Origin of the sequence: Bacteroides sp. AM23-12, assembly GCF_003434395.1 — a bacterium.
Classification (GTDB): domain Bacteria; phylum Bacteroidota; class Bacteroidia; order Bacteroidales; family Bacteroidaceae; genus Bacteroides; species Bacteroides thetaiotaomicron.
The window spans coordinates 83659-102266 of record NZ_QTLF01000014.1; the positions used below are offsets into that span (position 1 = coordinate 83659).

General features: G+C 39.5%; 20 protein-coding genes. 1 reads left to right on the plus strand and 19 read right to left on the minus strand.

Features of this window, described 5'->3' with window-relative positions; translation table 11 throughout:
• Nucleotide 1 precedes the first annotated feature (1 nt).
• The 13 genes from DW640_RS13215 to DW640_RS13280 form a co-directional block, all read right to left on the minus strand.
• Nucleotides 2-1141, minus strand: a complete 1140-nt coding sequence (locus DW640_RS13215; RefSeq protein ID WP_117578364.1) for a hypothetical protein — start codon at nucleotides 1139-1141, stop codon at nucleotides 2-4.
• Nucleotides 1138-1356, minus strand: coding sequence for a hypothetical protein (locus tag DW640_RS13220; protein WP_117578366.1), 219 nt, complete (start codon nucleotides 1354-1356; stop codon nucleotides 1138-1140). The genes DW640_RS13215 and DW640_RS13220 overlap by 4 nt, the downstream gene beginning before the upstream one ends.
• A gap of 42 nt (nucleotides 1357-1398) precedes the next feature.
• Nucleotides 1399-3537 carry a hypothetical protein gene (locus DW640_RS13225; protein WP_117578368.1) on the minus strand — a complete coding sequence of 713 codons (2139 nt, stop codon included), beginning with the start codon at nucleotides 3535-3537 and terminating at the stop codon, nucleotides 1399-1401.
• A 1-nt stretch (nucleotide 3538) separates the two neighbouring features.
• Complete coding sequence (locus tag DW640_RS13230; RefSeq protein ID WP_117578370.1) at nucleotides 3539-7258, minus strand: phage tail tape measure protein; 3720 nt, start codon at nucleotides 7256-7258, stop codon at nucleotides 3539-3541.
• A 3-nt stretch (nucleotides 7259-7261) separates the two neighbouring features.
• Entirely contained in the window at nucleotides 7262-7873 is a 612-nt protein-coding gene (locus DW640_RS13235) for a hypothetical protein (protein ID WP_117578372.1), read from the minus strand.
• 3 nt (nucleotides 7874-7876) lie between these two features.
• Entirely contained in the window at nucleotides 7877-8362 is a 486-nt protein-coding gene (locus DW640_RS13240; RefSeq protein ID WP_117578374.1) for a hypothetical protein, read from the minus strand.
• Nucleotides 8363-8807: 445 nt separating this feature from the next.
• On the minus strand, nucleotides 8808-9008 hold the full coding sequence (locus DW640_RS13250) for a hypothetical protein (RefSeq protein WP_147326382.1): 201 nt from the start codon (nucleotides 9006-9008) through the stop codon (nucleotides 8808-8810).
• 83 nt (nucleotides 9009-9091) lie between these two features.
• Complete coding sequence (locus DW640_RS13255) at nucleotides 9092-9289, minus strand: hypothetical protein (RefSeq protein ID WP_117578380.1); 198 nt, start codon at nucleotides 9287-9289, stop codon at nucleotides 9092-9094.
• 345 nt (nucleotides 9290-9634) lie between these two features.
• Nucleotides 9635-9886, minus strand: coding sequence for a hypothetical protein (locus DW640_RS13260; protein WP_117578382.1), 252 nt, complete (start codon nucleotides 9884-9886; stop codon nucleotides 9635-9637).
• Nucleotides 9887-9917: 31 nt separating this feature from the next.
• Nucleotides 9918-10382, minus strand: a complete 465-nt coding sequence (locus DW640_RS13265; RefSeq protein ID WP_147326383.1) for a DNA recombination protein RmuC — start codon at nucleotides 10380-10382, stop codon at nucleotides 9918-9920.
• A 198-nt stretch (nucleotides 10383-10580) separates the two neighbouring features.
• On the minus strand, nucleotides 10581-11006 hold the full coding sequence (locus DW640_RS13270; protein WP_147326384.1) for a hypothetical protein: 426 nt from the start codon (nucleotides 11004-11006) through the stop codon (nucleotides 10581-10583).
• 336 nt (nucleotides 11007-11342) lie between these two features.
• Nucleotides 11343-12752, minus strand: coding sequence for a P-loop NTPase fold protein (locus tag DW640_RS13275; protein ID WP_117578388.1), 1410 nt, complete (start codon nucleotides 12750-12752; stop codon nucleotides 11343-11345).
• A gap of 242 nt (nucleotides 12753-12994) precedes the next feature.
• The gene (locus tag DW640_RS13280) at nucleotides 12995-13336 is read right to left on the minus strand and encodes a hypothetical protein (protein ID WP_117578390.1); all 342 of its coding nucleotides are present in this window, start codon (nucleotides 13334-13336) and stop codon (nucleotides 12995-12997) included.
• A 187-nt stretch (nucleotides 13337-13523) separates the two neighbouring features.
• Here DW640_RS13280 and DW640_RS13285 point away from each other — a divergent pair, with 187 nt between their 5' ends.
• On the plus strand, nucleotides 13524-14072 hold the full coding sequence (locus tag DW640_RS13285; RefSeq protein WP_117578392.1) for a hypothetical protein: 549 nt from the start codon (nucleotides 13524-13526) through the stop codon (nucleotides 14070-14072).
• On the opposite strand, the gene DW640_RS23575 is transcribed toward DW640_RS13285, so the two are convergent.
• The 6 genes from DW640_RS23575 to DW640_RS13310 all read right to left on the minus strand — a co-directional run bounded on the left by DW640_RS23575 (nucleotide 14062) and on the right by DW640_RS13310 (nucleotide 18594).
• Nucleotides 14062-14229 (minus strand): hypothetical protein, encoded by a 168-nt coding sequence (locus DW640_RS23575; protein WP_158562597.1) that lies wholly within the window; start codon nucleotides 14227-14229, stop codon nucleotides 14062-14064. The genes DW640_RS13285 and DW640_RS23575 overlap by 11 nt on opposite strands.
• 184 nt (nucleotides 14230-14413) lie before the next feature.
• Entirely contained in the window at nucleotides 14414-14881 is a 468-nt protein-coding gene (locus tag DW640_RS13290) for a hypothetical protein (RefSeq protein ID WP_117578394.1), read from the minus strand.
• Between the two features lie 81 nt (nucleotides 14882-14962).
• Nucleotides 14963-15298, minus strand: a complete 336-nt coding sequence (locus DW640_RS13295) for a hypothetical protein (RefSeq protein WP_117578396.1) — start codon at nucleotides 15296-15298, stop codon at nucleotides 14963-14965.
• 116 nt (nucleotides 15299-15414) lie between these two features.
• Nucleotides 15415-16275: a hypothetical protein gene (locus tag DW640_RS13300; RefSeq protein WP_117578398.1), complete on the minus strand. Its 861-nt coding sequence runs from the start codon at nucleotides 16273-16275 to the stop codon at nucleotides 15415-15417.
• Nucleotides 16276-16279: 4 nt separating this feature from the next.
• Nucleotides 16280-17203 (minus strand): DUF6712 family protein, encoded by a 924-nt coding sequence (locus DW640_RS13305; RefSeq protein ID WP_117578400.1) that lies wholly within the window; start codon nucleotides 17201-17203, stop codon nucleotides 16280-16282.
• Nucleotides 17200-18594 carry a hypothetical protein gene (locus tag DW640_RS13310; RefSeq protein WP_225700475.1) on the minus strand — a complete coding sequence of 465 codons (1395 nt, stop codon included), beginning with the start codon at nucleotides 18592-18594 and terminating at the stop codon, nucleotides 17200-17202. Before DW640_RS13310 ends, DW640_RS13305 begins: the two co-directional genes overlap by 4 nt.
• Between the last annotated feature and the right edge of the window lie 14 nt (nucleotides 18595-18608).

Here is an 18608-nt window from a genome sequence, read left to right on the forward strand (position 1 = left end):
CTTAATTGAATTGTTTACTGAAAACATCTGTATGAATTCTCGGATTATTGAAATCATTGCTATTTAATTCCTGAGTAAAATGTTTCTCCGAATCGCAGAATCTAAGTGTAATGGGTAGACTTTGAGGCGTATTCATATTCTTTGCTATTGCTAAACTATCAGCAGAAGCATTGACTTTGATTCCTCTGTTTCCGTATCCTATAAGATAGATCTCATCACTAGAGAGCATATCAAGAATAAACATCAGTTCCTTTTCTGTCTTGAAACCAGTCTGTACATGCAGATTGTCTACAGTGTTTACTCTCTCCCTGCTTTCAGTATAGTCATTTACTTCTTCATCATATTTCCCATACACTTCATCTTCTCCTTTGTCTTGATCTAGAGTGGGCTTCCCGGTAACTTCTATGCATTCATACGCTCCATAACTGTTTAAAAATTCGATATAGTATCGTTCCTTCTCTATGTTAGCAGGAGAAATGACGATGGTGACTGCCTTGCCTTCTACTGTGATGATTTCAAATTGACTGGCAAGCATATTATTCTTGCTGAAAAAATATTTTCTTAAGGCTTCAAGGTTAAGAGCATAACAGGCCCCGACTGTCAGACCCGAAATAACAGTAGAAATACCTTCTGCTACTTTAACCGTAAAAGTCGTTACTGGAGCAATGAATAATAATGGCCGTATTTCTGTTTCGCGGATAGACAGGACCCTTTGTTCTGTCCGTGTAGACATAAAGAAGTTACCGGCAGCATTCAATAGCTTCATAGTAAAAATGTTGCTGCCTGTCTGATTCAGATGCCTCATAGCTCTTTTGCTGATCCCACCGAGTAATACTTTATGTTGCAAGGTTTGTCGGTCACCTGTCTGATTATTGACTTCGATTGTGTATTCTTTGAGATTGCTCGATGTTGATAGGATGATATCGGTTTCTTCACCCGTATAGTGGGTTGGAGATAAAATAGCTGATAAGATCTCATCGATAAAAACAAAGAAATTTCCAGTTTCTCCGGATCCTTCGAAAATGACATTACTTTGATTTCGGATAACGTAATTGACAGGGGATGAAGAAGTGATTTCCAACTTTACCGGATTCCCTGATAAAGCCATCGTGCGGGGTGAAATTGCTGCTGTTAAACTCATAATTCAAACTGTGTTCTTACAATGTTCTCTGAGGTCACTACTACAAAATTCAGGTCGGCCAGGAGAGAAGTTCGTTCAATGCAGGGAGATGACATCAATGAATAAAAGTCTTCCATTGTTTTGTCTCCATTGCCTGGTAGAGACTGAAACTTCAGAAATACTCCGGAGACATTCTTTATTTCAGGAGCTGATTGTATTGTTTCCTTTTTTTCCATATGCAAATGTGTTTGTTTTTAATTGCTGTATAAAGGACAAGATTACATAGTGACTGCTTTGATCCCGGCTTCATATTGAAGTCTGATTGAATCTATCGAATCAGTATTTGCACCTTCAGGATTATCCACATAAAACGAGAACCAGTACTGTAATTCAGCGTCATAAGTATCCAGTATTTCCTTTTTTCCTAGTACTTCTTCTTTAGTTGGAGGCAGATACGAACTGAAATCATCTCCGGAAGGTTGGGTTAGTATCTTTCTGTCTAAGACATTAAATCCTCTGAGATCATATCTTTTTTCAAGTTGACTCTTTACTTGTGCTGCAGTTGCGGCGAAGGCATTATCTGCGTAGGAGACAATTACCCATTTAGTCGTTTGGGGTATCATTTTTACAATACCTTGTTCTTGCTCAAGATCAAATGGTTTTAAAAGTTTTGTGGTACGAAGGTTCACTTCTGCAGGTTTGTTCACTTGATAGGGTACTGTGTGCTTGGCACTCTCAATCATCAGTTTCTGACCAGACAATAAGATTGGCCGGCTGGTATCTATCTGAGTTAGTGCTATCCGATCAAGATTGATTTTACTTTTTAGAGTATGGTTTGCATGTCTTAAGATGGCATCCCATTCTTTAAAGAATTGATTGAAAGCTCCGTCCTCTCCACGAAAGACCAGTGAATATTTGAAAGTGTTCCCGTCGTTATCACGGAAATAATTACCTGCAGGGGTGCGGCAGAGTGAACTACCATAGTAATATCCTAAAGGAACATTCTTTTCATCAGTAGCCATTCCCATCGCAAAACAGAAGCAAAGCGGAGTATCTGTTTTTTGTTCATTGACTTTAGCTCCCCGGAGTGTTGTATTGAGATTCACTGTTCCGGCCATGTATTGCGGAACTAGTAAATTGTTACAGAACGTCATTGGTAGGCATTCATCTGAACTGGATATTTCTTCGTATTCAACGTTGGCCGTTTTCTTATCCCAAGCAAAGAAGTCACTGGATAAGAGAGAAACGTTTTGGGAAGCTATGTTACGCTTGTAGAATCGTCCGGTAGATGCCTGATAACAAATATATGTGTTATCGGGAACATACTCAGGAGGTGTGTTCTCTACTTCTGTGATGATTCCTTTATATTTATCAAGGAATTCTTCGAAAGATTCCGCATCCGTATAAGCTTCGTCAAATGAAGTGCTGGCAGATAATCTTATTTGCTTGGGCTGTTCGTAATTGGGTACAGGATCTGCAGCTTTCAGTTGTGACCAGTCTGCAAATGGGGAGCTGGAGAACGTGTCTTTCAGTAATTTGATTCTTGCTGTTCTATTATCCCCATTCACGAAGATCCTGGCACCAGTTCGACAGAATATTGCTTCTAGAAAATCGTTAATCGTGCAGTCCGGCATTAGGTCTTTATAGTTTATTTGACCTGCGACTGTGGCATCTGCTACATTATTAAGTACTACCATTTTTTTGAGCTGGTAGTCTCTCTCGAATGGATTCTCTATGAGTTCAAAACCATATGCTGAAAATATTAATTGTAGGATTTTTGAAACACGGATAAAAGGAGAAATACCATATCCTGCGGGTAACTTGACATCTGCGACACTGCCTGATATAACCATTTTCTCTGTACGTGCATTTTTCTTCAGCTCATACGCATTACCTATTTTTTGAATCGGATTTATGAATTCCGGGTAAGCGACATCGTCTGCTGAGTCATTCTTTACTTGTATGGGGAAAACATAATAGTCGGCTGGAAGATTATATTTCATAACATTATTAAGATGTTCTGTTAAAGCAGTAATGCCACCTGATGGTTTATATATGGGTAATCCGGGTAACTTTTTTAATGATATATTGTTCCAGGCTTCATACATTAGGCTTTCGTCAAATCCGATGTTGCTGACAATCCCTGATTCTACCGATGCTGATGTTATATTCTGCTTGCCTATGCGACGGTATATTCCATCTGCAATAACAGCCTGGACGTCTTTAGCCGGTGCATTAGCTATATCTAAGCGATTGATATGATCAACTATGGAAAGGTTATGCTTCGTTCCCGGTAACGTAGCAGCTATGGTCTGACTCCCTTTATCTGTATAAATAGGGGAGGTGATTTCAACTTCCATTTCGAAGTCTGTAGGAGTATCGTATATCCCTTTAGGTGTTTTGATGATTAGTGCCATATTATTGATCTCCTCTTGTGAAAGGTTTTTCCGATTTTAGTTTGATCTCTTCCGCATCATTGATATCGGATAAGAGAACGTAGTTTTTCGAAGGCTTGCCTAGTTTGTCCATCACTTGATCCATCTTATCCATTACTTTCTCTAGTTTGGCCTCAAGGTTGTTATTGGGACTTGGCGGAGTGGGTGAGTCTGTAGAGTGGCTGATGGAGTCGTAATTTCCTTCTGCATATTGTGGCACCCTTCCGGATCTTGCATCATTGATTGCTTGAAGTACTACAGGATAGTTGATATGTTTTTGGAGCCGGGACAGATCTTCAGAATTGATAATTAACTCTGATCCGTTTTCTGATATAAGTGAAGTACGTTTGACGATGCCTGTAGGGGCTTCCCCTATATAGGGGATATCGTGATAGCTGCGTCCGTCTTCAGCTCCGATTACGTCATACTTCCCGGCTGCTCTTTGGTTTATTTTATATTCAGCCTGGGGAGTACTTTCTGTGGAGGAACTTCCACTATCTCTTCTTTTTCCGATAAAGCCTTTCAGTGTAGATTTGGCTGTGGCGATACCTGCCGTAATAAGACCCGCAAGTATAGCTCCACTCGCTATTCCCCAAAAGCCCTTGGAACCAATCTCTTTAGCTGTTGCTTTTGCTGCTTCTGCAGTTCCTATTATACCTAGGTTTACAAGTTCGGCATTAATGATTTGGGCTATAACATCAAACATAATGTCAATCATCGTATCTGCGAATCCTTGCATAGCATTTTCCTGCCCGGAAATGATGTTCCCTAGAGCATTACCAAATTCTTCTCCATATTGTTGATAGATACGGAGTCTTTCTTCAAATTCCTGCTTGTCTGTTTTAAGTTTGTTTTTTGAATTTTGCTCATTGGCCTTTTGATCTTTTTGTATGCATTTTACCTTATAATCCAGCAGCTGCTTCTCTACTTGCTTCCGTTGTTCTGCATTTAGTCCTGCAAGAGAAAGCATACGTTCCAGATGCATGATGGTGAGCTGTTCCATCGCATCATTGTATGCAGCCTCGGAATTAAGATTCTCATCCTTCCCGGAAGCATATAACTCCTTTAATTCCTGTTGCTGACGTTCATAGTCTATTTTTTCTTGATCAATCAGCTCTTGGGTATGTTCTTTTTGCATCTTCAGCTTCAGATCATTGATCTGATTTTGGATCTCAATGCCTTCTTTAGATTTTGTACCGGCTATTTTCAAAGAATTCTCTAAGTGTTCCATTTGAAGACATTCTAATTCTTTGTTAAGTTGCTTTTCTGTCTGAAGGGTTTCATCTCCTCCTTCTAGGTACATTGCTTTTAAGAAGGCTTGTTTTTGGGTATATAGTATTTTTTCTCGTTCGAGTCGTTTTTTAAGCGCTTTTTCATCATCATCGTCCTCTTTTGTGGTAGAATTGTTTTTTACAGGCTGAGGTTTCTCTGATTCGATCTTGATGAGTTTTTCTCTGGATTCCTCTATATGTTGGTTTAATGTTTGGATTTCTCGATCTAATGAACGCAGTTTATTTGTTCCTTTGTTTATATATTCATTGAGTACATTATCAGCCCAAGCGTCAGTGGTAAGTCCCAATGATGTTTTGAAACCATTTAGCATATTGGCAGCTCCTGCTTCTACATCAGACCAAAAGCCGTTGTCAGGTCCGTTTTTACCGAGATCATCCTTTCTATCTCTCAGTTCACTAATTTTCTTTTGAGTTTGTTTTATTTCCTCTAGAACAAGAAGACTGTCAACGTATGAATTTACAGCAGCAGTAGCCTGCTCCGTATTTATAGTTTCCAAAGATAAATTGCCAAGGTATTCGGGAGAAATCTCGTTTAGCCTGCGGATAGCTGCTTCTCGTTCAGCTTTGCTCAAGTTCTCGTTACGTGCAACAGATAAGAGATGCTCAACCTCATTACGTTCGTCCTGTATGTTGCTTTTTGAATTATTTCGAATCTCTGTTAGGCTTTTCTCAATACGTTCCGATTCTGTCATTTCCTTATTCATATTGCTTAATGCAGAAATAAGAGTAACAATGACAGCCGCGACTGCCAGGTATGGGTTGCGCAACATGACAGCATACATTTCTTTGAGTGTAGCTATTACTTTCTGATTCCAAAACACTTTGAGCTTTTCTTCTATGATCTGAGCTTTACAGATGAGAACATAGGTTGCTATTGTAGCTGTTAATGGTATCAATATATGTGAATATCGTGCAATGAATTCAATTAAAGAATTGAGTGCCCGTACGAAAAAACTGGTAGCGGTAATGGCATTAGACATGAGGGGAAGCATCTTCTCTCCTAATTGATAAGACACTTCTTTAAAACCATTTTTAGCTTTGTCGAGACGCGCTTGTACTGTATTGTTCTGCACATTAAATTCGTTGATAACCGATGTACCTTCTTTATATGCGGTAGTAGCCCGTTCTTGCTCTTCTCGGATGCTAGCGGTATTGGCAGCTAAAGTATTTAAGACTCCGGCAGCGCGTACACCATCAAGTTTCATGTCTTTAAATAAAGGTGCTAGTTGCTGTAGACCGCCTTTACTTCCTAAGTTTTCTAATAGCTGTAGGAGGGCTTCATTGGCATCTTCCTTAAGTAATTTTGTAAAATCCTTAACATCTTTCCCTGCCATTTTAGCGAATTTGGCTGGTTCCTGGTATACTTTCATGATGACAGTCTGCAGAGCAGTGGAAGCCATTTCTACTTGCTGCATATCTTGATCAAGCACAGAGGCGAATCCCATGATTTGTGTTTGTGAAATTCCGGCTTGTTTTCCAGTTCCGGATACACGTGCAGTAAAGTCTACAAGATATGATTCTGCGGCACTGCTATTCTGAGCTACTTCATTGATGGCACTCCCTGTGGCGAGCATAGCACCGCGTAATCCTAGTGTTTTATCTTCACCAAACATTTGTGCTAGTTTACCAATATTCTTAACTGCATCTTCTCCTAGATCCTCACCCAATGCAACATTGATTTTATCGGCAGCATCTACGAAGTCAAGAATATCCTGCTTTCCTTGTATACCGAGGCGACCTGCATCTTGTGCCAGCTCGTTCAATCGTTCGCGTGGAGTCCGGGTATCTATCTTTTTGAGATCTTCATTCAGATCCTTCACCGCTTCATCTGTCATCCCAGTGTATTTTTTTACTCCAGCCATAGCCTCGGAGATTTGCGCATAGTCATCAACGGAACGTCGTATAGTCATAGATAATCCTGTAACAGAGGCGACAACTCCACCGATAAGGGCCATATATTTATTGACGAAGTTAGCGGCCTGCCCCCAAACGGTTCCCTGGCATCCCACTTCAACGCGCATTGCTGCTTGAGCACGAGTGAGAGCTTCGGTTACCCGTCGATTCTGTTCTAAGGCTACTGAGTGCTGTTGTGTACCAGGTATTGCATCCCGGAGCTGCTTACGAACCTTGGACTGTACAGAGATCAGTTCGTTATAGGTTGCTCCGGAAAGATTGCTCAGAATACGTTCTGTTTCTCTGATACTTTGTTTGTACTTTTCAAGAGTCGTCGTTTTCTTATTAATTTCCTGCTGAAGTTTTCTTGATTGGGTGTTGTAGTTAGCTTCGGATTTATTGAGAGAGGCTAACTTGTTTTCCAATTTTTGGATAGCAGTTTCGACTTGCTTGACTCCTAATGCGGCTTCCGTGCCATCAATGTAGATTTTAATACTACGGTTAAGATCGTTGCTCATAGATTATTTGTTGATATAGATGCGTGTGGCATCAATGATCATTGAATCGAAATAGTTGGTAATGATTGTTTCTAGTTCGGGGATTCGATTACGGACAATGGGATCGAACCATTCGTATGCTTTGCGGTTTCCTGTACCCTGGCTGCCATTCAATGATTCAGGATTGGTATGCCGGACAATCCCGGTACTTACCTCGATCCCGCCGATTCGTTTCAGTTTCGTCCACTTGGATCCAGTTGTTCCTCCATACCCTTTTCCGGCTCCTTTGTGGATGTAGATGCCATGACGGGGAAAAGAAAAACCGAGTTTGTTGATGAGTCCATATTTGTCAGTATACATTCTAGGTCTCAAATCGGTGGCCACACGCATGCTGTGAGATGAAATTGATGCACGTAGTTGGGCAGCGACAGAGTTCATCCATTTCTGTACGTCTTTATTGAATGCGACTAGCCGGTCAGCGTCTTTAGCCATCGTATATCGTTCTATTTCGGATACGGTTTCTATGTGTATGAGCTGTGACGAGCCTTTGCCTGCCAGATTGTTGGCGCGGCGAACAGCGGCATTATAACGTCTGACATCGGAACGCATATCCCGATAATTTTTATAGAATCCCATAGATTAGTCCTCCCAAAAATCAGAGTTGATAAAAAAATCTTCAGGTTCCCGCAGGGAGAAGGTAAGTACCACTCCATAGAAGTTGTCACCTATAGGTCCTATTCCGTTGATACGTGTCGTTCGGCTAATGGAGTATTTCAGAGTTGGATCGTGAAAGAGGCGGTTACGGATTTGCTTGGCAATGACTTTACAGTCTAATGCGGCTTGATTGATTGTTTCCGGACGTGACGAATTTGTGTTGCGTGCGACGATGAATGAATATTCATTACGGTCAGTCAATCCATCTCCATTGTTGTCGGATGATTCGGATTCCATACCATCAACAGCGATAAGGACCATTCCTGTCACATTTGAGAGCTTATCCTCAAATCCGAATAAATCTTCAAACCCAAAGGCGGTGAAGAAGTGAGGATGTTCCGGGGTGTGGGAAATCGGTTTGAGCTTATTGGCTAGAAGCTCGCCATATTCATAATGAGAATATTGTTCCATAACTTTGCAATGTTTTGGTTATGGAGACAAAAATAGCCCGCTGTGGGCGGGCTATAAAGGACAGTTACTTTGCTAGTAAATAGACTAGAAGTAGTAATAACAGGGCTATGAAAAGCCCTTTACTCATTCGATATCGTTCAGGTAATTCATCTGAGGCACTTTTATGACCATTATAGTCCCGATTATATACCGTAATATTTTTCTTGCGTCCTGCAGTGAATGCTAGAGTCAAGGCTATTATTCCGGTTACTATGATGATAAATGCTATCATGGATCTAAGTCTTTATTATTATTGGGTAACAAGGTACGGATTAATCCGGATAATTGCAAGGCTTCATGTCTATTCATAACACCTGGAATTTGAATTGGTTGAAAACATAATATACGGATACTAAGTTCAATATGGCTTGCATACGGGCACGCTTAGCTCGGCGATGGCGACGGCTCATAGACGACCTCCTTTTTTGAACTTATTCCTAAAATCGAACGTGATTATTTTGCCAATAGTTTGTTCTCTTTGAGGTGATGCTATTTTCTTTTTGTAGTTGGTAAGCATCTCAATAACGGTATCGATATGATTCTCTCTGATAGATCCGATAGTCGTGGTTACGGTTCCGGCATAGCTGCCATCCGGTCTGAGAATCATTGATTCGCCTTCTAAGTGGATGTAGCCTGTCTCATTATTAATAACACGACATTGAGATGGTATGATTTTTTCTATGTATTTTATCATGGCTGATCTCCTTTTCCGTTAAAAGTGATATTAACTGTACCTCCATTGGCGTAGATTACAATACCTCTGTGTGATTTGTTCACTCGGAGTTGTTCATTGCCTTCTGCTACTTCTAAGCAGATATTGGAAAGAGCTCTTTGAAGCTTCTCTACGGATATGTAGCGTCCGTTGTCGCTTTGTTTTTTGTGTTTCATACGATGGGTTTTTGACGTTTTAGTCGAGAATCCGCTCGACTAGCGGAAGTACAAGAACGGCTGCACTTTCCCGTTTCGTCAAAAACCCACCGTAGTTCACTCCGAAGAGACTGAGACTAAAGTAATAGGAAAGGCAGCCGTATTTGTTTATAAATAAACTTCGACTATTTTGTATGTGAGTTTACTAATAGCATAGTGCCAATAGCAAACTTATGGGCATAAAAATAGCCCAATTTCATATTGAGCATTATCCGTTGCTCTTCGTTCGTGATACCTCACGATGGGTTTTGACTCTGCAAATATGAGGATTATATTTGAGAGTGCAAAAAGAAATTCAAAAAATAATCATTCCTCCGGGTTTAGTTTTTTCTTGATGTTGTCCGGTAGGTCATTCATCATCCTTATCATTCTATCTTGATATTCCTTTTCTGTCTTTGTTGGGTGGCATAAAATAAATAAGAAGCCAATTAGAGGACTAAAGATTAAAGCAACTAAGGATGCCCATCCAGTGCTTACTACTCGTTTATCAGCTGCATGAGCTACTGGAATCAGTGAAATGAGGTTCACTAGTGCGTAAATAAAGATAAGATTTCCCATGATTGTATAATATTGGTTTTAATATTAAAGATTAGTAATTGGAGAATGTAGCAAATTTCCCATTTTGACTCCACATGGACAAATCCCCATTTTTTTCCACTATACAATATTCATTATGTTCGTTATTAATAGCTTCATATCTTTTGAGCCCTTTATGGTTTAATAGGCGAGCTTCTTCTATATCAGAAGAACCATCCCCGAATGAATCTTTGATGAAATACTTTTTGGTTTTTAGGTTTTTAAATATAGTTATAATATGCTTATCACTTCCAGGACGATTATCTAACCATCTTCCTATCTGTTGTATATCGCTATTGTTTTTCGGCGACTTAAGTATCTTCAATTGTTTTTTAAGATTTGCATTTTCGGAAGATAAAAGTTCATTTTGATGTTGTAATGAAGATACTTGGTCTTTCAGACTTGCAATTTCGGTCGAAGATTTCTTACAGGCTGCTAATGACAAAAGCATCATTGATAATAAAAAAAGTTTTTTCATTTGTGTGGTTTTAATTTGTTACAGGGGACAAAGATAAGGGTAATAAAATTGAATGTACTAAAATAATGTTGTATTTTAGCTCAAAAATAGAGTTAGATATGGATCAGGAGCAAGAAATAAATAATCTTAAGCGTAAACTATTAGATCTTTCGTATGACTATTATAAGTTTCGCGTGTCTCTTTATTATAAAGTAATCTTTATTTTATTATTCCTTTTACTAGGTCTGATAGTAGGATTCCTGTTATAAAAGATAAGATACTTAATAGTGTTGTTATTACAATGCTGATCGTCTTTAGCCTTAAATATCTGGATTTCATGATTTCACTTTCGCGCTGTAACTTTATAGCTTTTTGTTGGTTTGCAATATATGCTTGATAACTTCCAAAAGTTTGGATGGCTTCATATCCTTTCGGGGTGATTTCAACTAATGAATGTACTTCGTCCGGTTCTTCTTCAGTGATTAATCCTTCCATGACTAATTGTTTCCGGTAGCTAATAAGTTGCTCAGGAAATAATTTAGTTTGTAGTTCATCCATGATGTCATGTTGGATGCGTTTTTTGCGAGGATCACGATACAGGTTACTTAATATAATACCTTTAAAATGGGTTTCTAATGGTTCCATAAATATATAAAAACGAATTCCTTATGTCGTGTGCCAACTGGAACCACCCAGCCACCCGATTTTACGGGTGCACGACATAAGGAATTCGCGAGTTAGTTTGTTTTGGCAGTTGCTAAAGTACATTCTTTTTGGGAATCTACAAACAAAAGTAGAGTTTTTTGCTCTGCTTATTTATATTAAAAGGTATATGCTAATCTTCTTCCGGTCCGTTTAGGAATGTCCTAAGTGATTTTACGGCTTTAAGTTTGTAGTCGGGAGCTACAAATTCAAGGCAGAGGTCTGTTGCAAAACTAACTCCAGCTCCGATAAATAAACTTTTAGTTTTGAGAATGACCTTTAAACTTGAAGATTTTCTAATAGATTAATCTTAGCGATCATGGCTTCTAAGGGAGGAGTCATTTGTTTTGATTCAGCCCATTTTATAACTTCGACTAATTTCTCCTCATTGATAAAATTAACTTTGAAAACGAGTCTTGTATTTTCATTATCCTTGGATAATAGAGGCTCTTCATCTTTTTTTCTTAAATTATTTGCATAACCACTTAATAGTAGTGCTGTTGTAAAATAAAAAGACCCATTTGTTATGTGGTCTATAGTGTTAAGGTCGAATATTTGTTGGGGGAAAATTATTTCAATTTGATTTATAAGTTCCTGTATTGTATATTCTTTGTGGGCAATCTTTTCATAGCAATCGGATTCACAGATCCGGAGATAGGTTAGTAAGCATAATAAATCAGCATGTATATTATGTATGTCACTAAACATATTTATGGATAAGCGGAGATTGGTGAAAATCTTTTCAATTTGTCTTAGGGTTAATCTCTTATATTTGAAAATGGTTGCAGCTGTTATTAATAAATCACCAATAGCACTTGAATCTTGATAATACGTTTCGTTTTGTGTATGAGAAAAAATAGGTCTAAAATCGTAATAATCAAATAAATATTTGCAAAAAACATCCACATCGGGGTCGGGTAAGGTATATTCTATATCTATAAATCTTTTCAAATATTCATCGGCTTTTATTAAATCACTTCCATAATATCCACGTATAGAATTACTTAATTGTTCTTTATCTATGGATAAGACAAATACGATATTAGGTATGTTGAAAAGATGCTTAATCCTTTCTAGGACTTTTACTGCATAATATGGATTACATCGATCAAGTTCATCTATAATGAATATCAATGGTTTCTTTTCACTGATTTCATCAACAAACTTTTCAAGTAGTTCACGAAATTCCTTTAGGCTATATTTTTGACTCTCGTAGTTCTCTATTGCTTTTTTTAACATCGAAGAACCCTCTTTCGCAAAGTCTGCAACAACATTAGTTACATCTTCACCAGTATAGTGCTTTATTACTCCTTTGACCATTGCTGGTCCTCCGTATAATACAATTTTTCCTCCTGCCTTTATAATTGATGATAGTAAATCTTTTGATTTTTGTTGTTTGCTCATTTTTTTAAGTTCACCAAGCAATCCAATGAGTGGATCTGAGATGAAATCATTTTCCCAAGCATTAAAATACAATGTGTGGAAATTATCTAATTCTAGATATGCTTTCCACATTTCTACAAATGTAGTTTTACCTGTTCCCCATCTACCATTTATAGCCAAGACGAAACCTTTTTGATATGTAGTGATGATTGTTTTAAGTATTTCTGCATATTTCTCCCGATCCAATTTACAATTCCAAAAAGGTTGGTCAGCCGGGATTTCTAATTTTTCAAGTTTACAGTTCATAGTACGTGTTTTTAATTTGTTACAAGTGCAAAGATAAGAGGAATAAAATTGAATGTACTAAAATAATGTTGTATTTTAGCTCAAAATATTGTACCATGAACTGTATTCTTAGATACTTCAAAAGTAAAAGGGAGCGGAAATCACGCGAACGCTGCCTGAAATATGCCTTAGAGACAATAGGAGACTCCAAGGCATGTATCTATATGCATTGCGCTATTATGAGTATATGGCCACAGATAAAGTCAATTATAAGGCCTCTTGTGAGGAAGCATTACGGGAATGGTGAACTGTATCCGATTGGTGGATATATTCTGATTATCACTTTTAGAAGAAGCTCCCATCCCTATGATACTTGACATGATGCCTATTTTACCTTCTTTGCCATCTGTCTCCGTGACAGATAGACTTAGATCAAAATCTATATCTGTAACGTTGGCACCGATTTGACCAATCATACTACGATTGGGAGATTTTGCATATAAAGGATTGACAACGGCTTTTCCTTCTTCAAACTCTTCATTCAGCTCTTCTACCGATTCTTTTATTTGAGTAATTGTCGATTTGATAAAATCTTTAAGTTCCATATTGAACGGGCGAATCCCTTATCATCGCGCGCCAAAAGGTTATATAAGGACCTTAATCCGATTTTACGGATTACACAATGAAAAGGGATTCATATTTTTATATAATTATTTGGCGACGGCTAAAGTACAAAAGTTTCTTTGTTGCTCCAAAAGAAAAATGTATTTTAGCTCAAAAAATATATAGATCATGGAAAGACTCACTGCAGAACAATTAAAAGTAATCGATTTATCGCTTATAGAATGGTATTATGAACAGGCTATGGTTCGCCATAATGATCTTGTCCGTGTAGAATCTCTTATAACTGAAAGAGGATATACTTTGTTTGCTATCTATTTTGGCATTTTAACAGCTGCAATAGGATATATTCTCACGCATTTGAGTGTAAATGATGATGCTGCTTTGACTTCCGGATGTTTGTCTATTGTTGTTTTTACACTTATTTCCATCGGTTACATTTATCACGTCATCAAGCCACATACTGTTTTCGCGCCTGGGAAAGAACCTGATAAATTCACTATACCGCAATATATAGCTTATTTTAAAGGGAAAGATAAAGATACTGATCAAAAGAAGCAGGTTGTCAGCGATGAATTAGTTGAACTTCAAAAGAAAATAACGAAGCAGGAAGAAATGAATAAAAAAAGAGTCAAACATACTAAACGCTCTCTTGCATTTCTGATATTCGGCTCTTTTATGGCTGTCGTTTCTTTTTTAATAGCATTTGCTATTTATTGACTAAGTCGCTTGTATCCAAACCATTGGTTTCTATCGGAGTGTCACTCGTAATATCCGGTAATGGTGCGGATTCATCTGAACTACTTCCACTACCATAGTAAGGATCACTTGAACTGTCTTCTGAAGACAAATCTACATTGAAGTTGGTATATATCATAGTAATATGGCGAATCCCTCACTATAGTGCGCCCACCGGTGTTATTAGCCGGAATCAGCTGTCTGATTACACTATGGTAAGGGATTCATGTTTTAATAACGATATTGGGCAGGTGCTAAAGTACAATCTTTTTCAGATTCGGCAAAAAGTAAGCGGAGTTTTTTGCTCCGCTTACAAATGAAAGTTAGAAGTTGGCTACTTCGTAATATTTAAAGAAGTAATACAGTGCTACCTTGTGCCATTTCGTTAGTTCTTTGTCTCCGGACAGGAGTGAGGATACAGTGCATTTGTCAATGCCTGTATAGTTGCTTAGATGTTTGCTTTTTAATCCTAAGCGTTCCATCCGTCTTTTGATCCAGTCAATGGTGATTCCGTCGATATCTTTGCGATCGAAGTTCACAGCTGACACAGTGAGCTTCCAGTCGTCCGGGATCTCTCCCTTAAACATGTCACGGATACGTTCAGTCAGTTCCTTTTTGGAGAGGAACTTGTCATTTACTAGGTCTTTTTGTTCAGCGCGAACAATTAAGCGACCTTCATTATAGGATACAACCTCAATAGAGATGTGCCCCATGCGCTGATACTGCCTTGCGAACTCGTCGATCCGCTTTTTACTCTCGGCAGGGAGAGGTAGTAATTCAAGATTCTTCATAATTCATCAATTTACGTTTTGATAATCGGGTATTTAATAATGCAATATACTTTGTAATGGAGGGGCTTTCGCCCCTCCGGATCACAATTTGATGAGTCTCATTTGCCCAATGTCGAAAATAGCGATCTGCCCATTTTCACGTCCGAATTGCTTGGCTTCTTCGAGATTAGTGAAAATCCGGATGGAATCGAAGTAGAACATTCCGTTTTCTTCGTTGAACCATCCACCGACTTTCTTTTCGTGCATTAAAGCGTGGTTAAGAACTCTTTTCAGTCCTTCTTCTCCAAAACTGTCTTGGGTTTCGAGATAGGCAACTGAAATGCCTTTTGTGACCTTTTTTAAGGTTGTGAGGTCAACCGTGAATCCATCGGGATTCGCTTCTGCTATCGCTTGGATAGCCTTGAACAATTGTTCCATAATATAAAAGAACTTATGCGGACGTCACCCGCGTTTCTTATGACTCTACAAAGATAGATAAAAGTTTGTTAGTAACAAACAAAATCGAATAAAAAGTTTGCTAGTAACAAACTTTTCTATCTATTCCTCAAGTTCTCTTCTGTTTCTTCCTTGCGCCTGATGGATTCATCCATCGAGTACAGCGCATCGAGCAACAAACCTTTCCGAATCTCCGGCTTCTTGGTCATGTCAGACTGTGCCAGGGAATCAAGTAGTCGCAGCTGGGCATCGAATATACGCCCGTTATTTTTTCCTTCTCCTGAAAATATTCGTGGATAGGCTGCGCTCATGCAGGAGAGGCTTCCAAGAATGTACCAGTACATGATCATCTTCCTGTCGTCGGGAAGACGTTTCAGAATAGCTGCATCCTTGTCCAGACGATTGATATCAAATTCGTTCCCACGATGCCATAGGCAGGCTAGGAGATGGTTGATCTTTTGAGGATCCAGCTGCATCGCATCCAAATAGGTTTGCATATACATGAATTGCTCAAAGGTGATATCGAACAGCTGATCTTCCGGCCCGATGAATTTCCGGCACTGGAAGCGGAGTGTCGGGTAAGGATTGACTGTCAGTTCCGGATTAATGAGATATATCCTCTGTGAAGTGATACGGTTTTCTTCCTCACGCATCAGGAAGTGAAATAGATCAGAGAGCAGACTGATTTCTTCGGGATGAAGGAGGTACCGACGGCTGCGGATCCGGAAGCGGACTGTTTCACTTTCCTGCCCAATTTTGATACGGACATATTCTTTGAAAATTTTCTTGTGCCGGCATACGTGAGCTTTCAGGCAATAGAGCATCATGTAGATCTTAACTTGTTCTACCGGTATATTCGATTTAGTGAGTTTAACCAGGTATAGGAGCTGCTTCGGGGTGAGTTCGTCCCAGCTTCCAGGAAGTGTGTATGTATCGTCATTGATTTGTATCGTATGCATAGTATTATGATATTGAAGTGAATAGCTTCTTTTTCTTGGAGTTAAAGTCAATAGCCTGGGATCTTGTTTCAATGCCTAGTTCTTCTGCATTTTCGACCAGATAAGTGTGTATTTTCCCGGCATAGTAGGTTGCCTGACTAGCAAAGAAATTACCGTTTGCGTCCGGATCCTGATAAATCGGGCGGATGGCAGGTGAATATTCTATTGCTTTGCTGGCGACACGTTGCTCGGTTGTCTTTTGTGAGGTATAGAGCTCTGCCGTCTTATTTGCCAGGAAACGAATGATATGATCAACAAGAATCTGCTGCTTGGGCGTCAGCGTATCTTTAGAGTATGCTTCCTTTAAATCCGCATATACATTGTCCGGTATCATTTCACGGATATTTCGTTCCTGAAGCTGGCGGATTGTGGGGTACATGATACGATAAGACAGGGTGGAGTAACCGATGTCTACCATGCCAAGATCCTGAAAATCGTGTGCATTCCGGATAAAGCAGAAAGGGGAAATATGTTCTGTTACGTACTCCGGAAAATCTTCCTTATTTTCTTCCAGGTAGGTTATAAGCCGGTCAAGAGCTTGCATTCCCCGGAAGCACAGGTTCTCCTTTGCCGCCGCTATTTTTGAATCACTGGCCGGAGAACGTTGTCCTTGTACATTACTGACCGTGATACCGGTATCCCCGAACATGACTCCGAGTTCATTCGTCGCAAGCATTAAGGTCAGCGGGCCAAGCGCACGCAATAATTTGCTATATATCTCAGATCCTTGGTCTGTCAGAGCTTGTTTAATGACGGATTGCCCTACATAGGGTTTAACATAGATATCAAGAGCATCCTCAATATACGGTTCAATAGATTCATAAGGCAATGACGAATTGATCTTGACTACCTTCTTTAAGGTCTCAATATCGGGAATTAATGCGTTCATTTTTCTTCAGTTTCTGGAGTTAGACCTGTGTTTTTTGTAGCTCCCGTTCCCTGATCAAGGGTGGTGAGCTGGCAGTTGGTTACAGAGAAATAGATGTCCGAAGGCCATTGATTGACTGCCTTGGCAAAGTACAGAGGTTCAAGGGTTGCGTCCTGATACATCTTCATGAGGGCTTGCTCGATGGTGAACAGTTCGCGTGCTTCAGTTCCATTAATGCTTTTGCCTTTACCGGGTGCGGATCCGATGATGGAAGGATGTACTCCCATTCCATAACACATCATGTTGCTTACTTCCTCGCTATCCTCAATATATTCGCCACCTTTGAAGAACGATTCAAGAGGAGTAATGATGATATCTTTATCCTCGAAGCCTTTTACTCTGTCATACCTGAAATGTGAAACAAAGCCTTTTCCGGCATTTTCCTCGCCGGCAAGGAAATCGTTCATGTCATCAAGAAACTTTTGCCTGCGGGCAGTTTTTTCATCATCTTTGACGACCTTTTCGTCTGCAAATAGCTTCTCCCAAAATGTATCCTTGATATATACGATATACCTGAGAGCCATCTGATTTTTAATCAGAGATTTCTTGAAGATGGGAATAGCACAGGAGAAGTCATACCATCCTGAAGCAAATACGCTCCACCAGTACGGGCGACTATAATAAAAGCGTCCTGGCGTCGAAATACGCAGATTGTGAATGAATCTGCGATCTTTTCCGATGACGAGGTTTCCTTCATCATCAGGAGCAAGTCCCATCCTCTTCTTAAGATCCAACAAAGGAGTCTGGCGATCGAGCAGGGGAGTGGCGACAAGATCTTCAGGGGTACCTTTCTTCCATTCCGCTGAATATCCATGCCATTCACTTTTACCGGTCTTCTCGTCAATCTCGCTAATACGTGAGCAGGTTGCCTCTTTTGCTTTGATCTGTACGAGTTTGGGCGATTTCGGATCATTGCTGAGTATGTACTCTAAATAAGCATCGTAGAAGATGACAAGATCATTAGCGAGTTCGACACGGATGAAGTTGAAGTTATTGTTCTCAAGGAACTCAAAGATTTCGGGTTCTTCTTCCGGAAGCACTTCCTCTTTGATGATTTTGCGGGTTTTTCCGTCGCGTTTCTTCCTGTAGACGAGGATGCTGTCCCCAAACACGACTTTATTCTTAAATTCAACATTACTGCCAATGGTGACATTGGTGCCGATTTTACGCATAATGTCGTACATCATGTCGTTATTCCTTCCGCGTGGAATGAACTTGATCGGATCCTTTTTTCCCTTAGGGACGACTTCAACGGCTGATGCCTCCTTGTCAGTCACAATGTCGCTGTTATCGCTGAATTGGATAACTTTCTCACCTCCTTTCAGGACTGCATAGGTTTCGTACCCTTTCATAACTAGGTTAGGTT

What these genes read in the sequence shown, in the direction of transcription:
- DW640_RS23575 (WP_158562597.1), bottom strand. Translation starts at nt 14,229, where the DNA reads ATGATATATACCAACTTCAATGTAGATTTGTCTTCAGAAGACAGTTCA.
- DW640_RS13295 (WP_117578396.1), bottom strand. Translation starts at nt 15,298, where the DNA reads ATGGAACAATTGTTCAAGGCTATCCAAGCGATAGCAGAAGCGAATCCC.
- DW640_RS13230 (WP_117578370.1), bottom strand. Translation starts at nt 7,258, where the DNA reads ATGAGCAACGATCTTAACCGTAGTATTAAAATCTACATTGATGGCACG.
- DW640_RS13260 (WP_117578382.1), bottom strand. Translation starts at nt 9,886, where the DNA reads ATGGGAAATCTTATCTTTATTTACGCACTAGTGAACCTCATTTCACTG.
- DW640_RS13310 (WP_225700475.1), bottom strand. Translation starts at nt 18,594, where the DNA reads ATGAAAGGGTACGAAACCTATGCAGTCCTGAAAGGAGGTGAGAAAGTT.
- DW640_RS13215 (WP_117578364.1), bottom strand. Translation starts at nt 1,141, where the DNA reads ATGAGTTTAACAGCAGCAATTTCACCCCGCACGATGGCTTTATCAGGG.
- DW640_RS13250 (WP_147326382.1), bottom strand. Translation starts at nt 9,008, where the DNA reads ATGATTCTCAGACCGGATGGCAGCTATGCCGGAACCGTAACCACGACT.
- DW640_RS13280 (WP_117578390.1), bottom strand. Translation starts at nt 13,336, where the DNA reads ATGGAACTTAAAGATTTTATCAAATCGACAATTACTCAAATAAAAGAA.
- DW640_RS13240 (WP_117578374.1), bottom strand. Translation starts at nt 8,362, where the DNA reads ATGGAACAATATTCTCATTATGAATATGGCGAGCTTCTAGCCAATAAG.
- DW640_RS13255 (WP_117578380.1), bottom strand. Translation starts at nt 9,289, where the DNA reads ATGAAACACAAAAAACAAAGCGACAACGGACGCTACATATCCGTAGAG.
- DW640_RS13300 (WP_117578398.1), bottom strand. Translation starts at nt 16,275, where the DNA reads ATGCATACGATACAAATCAATGACGATACATACACACTTCCTGGAAGC.
- DW640_RS13270 (WP_147326384.1), bottom strand. Translation starts at nt 11,006, where the DNA reads ATGGAACCATTAGAAACCCATTTTAAAGGTATTATATTAAGTAACCTG.
- DW640_RS13235 (WP_117578372.1), bottom strand. Translation starts at nt 7,873, where the DNA reads ATGGGATTCTATAAAAATTATCGGGATATGCGTTCCGATGTCAGACGT.
- DW640_RS13225 (WP_117578368.1), bottom strand. Translation starts at nt 3,537, where the DNA reads ATGGCACTAATCATCAAAACACCTAAAGGGATATACGATACTCCTACA.
- DW640_RS13290 (WP_117578394.1), bottom strand. Translation starts at nt 14,881, where the DNA reads ATGAAGAATCTTGAATTACTACCTCTCCCTGCCGAGAGTAAAAAGCGG.
- DW640_RS13285 (WP_117578392.1), top strand. Translation starts at nt 13,524, where the DNA reads ATGGAAAGACTCACTGCAGAACAATTAAAAGTAATCGATTTATCGCTT.
- DW640_RS13305 (WP_117578400.1), bottom strand. Translation starts at nt 17,203, where the DNA reads ATGAACGCATTAATTCCCGATATTGAGACCTTAAAGAAGGTAGTCAAG.
- DW640_RS13220 (WP_117578366.1), bottom strand. Translation starts at nt 1,356, where the DNA reads ATGGAAAAAAAGGAAACAATACAATCAGCTCCTGAAATAAAGAATGTC.
- DW640_RS13265 (WP_147326383.1), bottom strand. Translation starts at nt 10,382, where the DNA reads ATGAAAAAACTTTTTTTATTATCAATGATGCTTTTGTCATTAGCAGCC.
- DW640_RS13275 (WP_117578388.1), bottom strand. Translation starts at nt 12,752, where the DNA reads ATGAACTGTAAACTTGAAAAATTAGAAATCCCGGCTGACCAACCTTTT.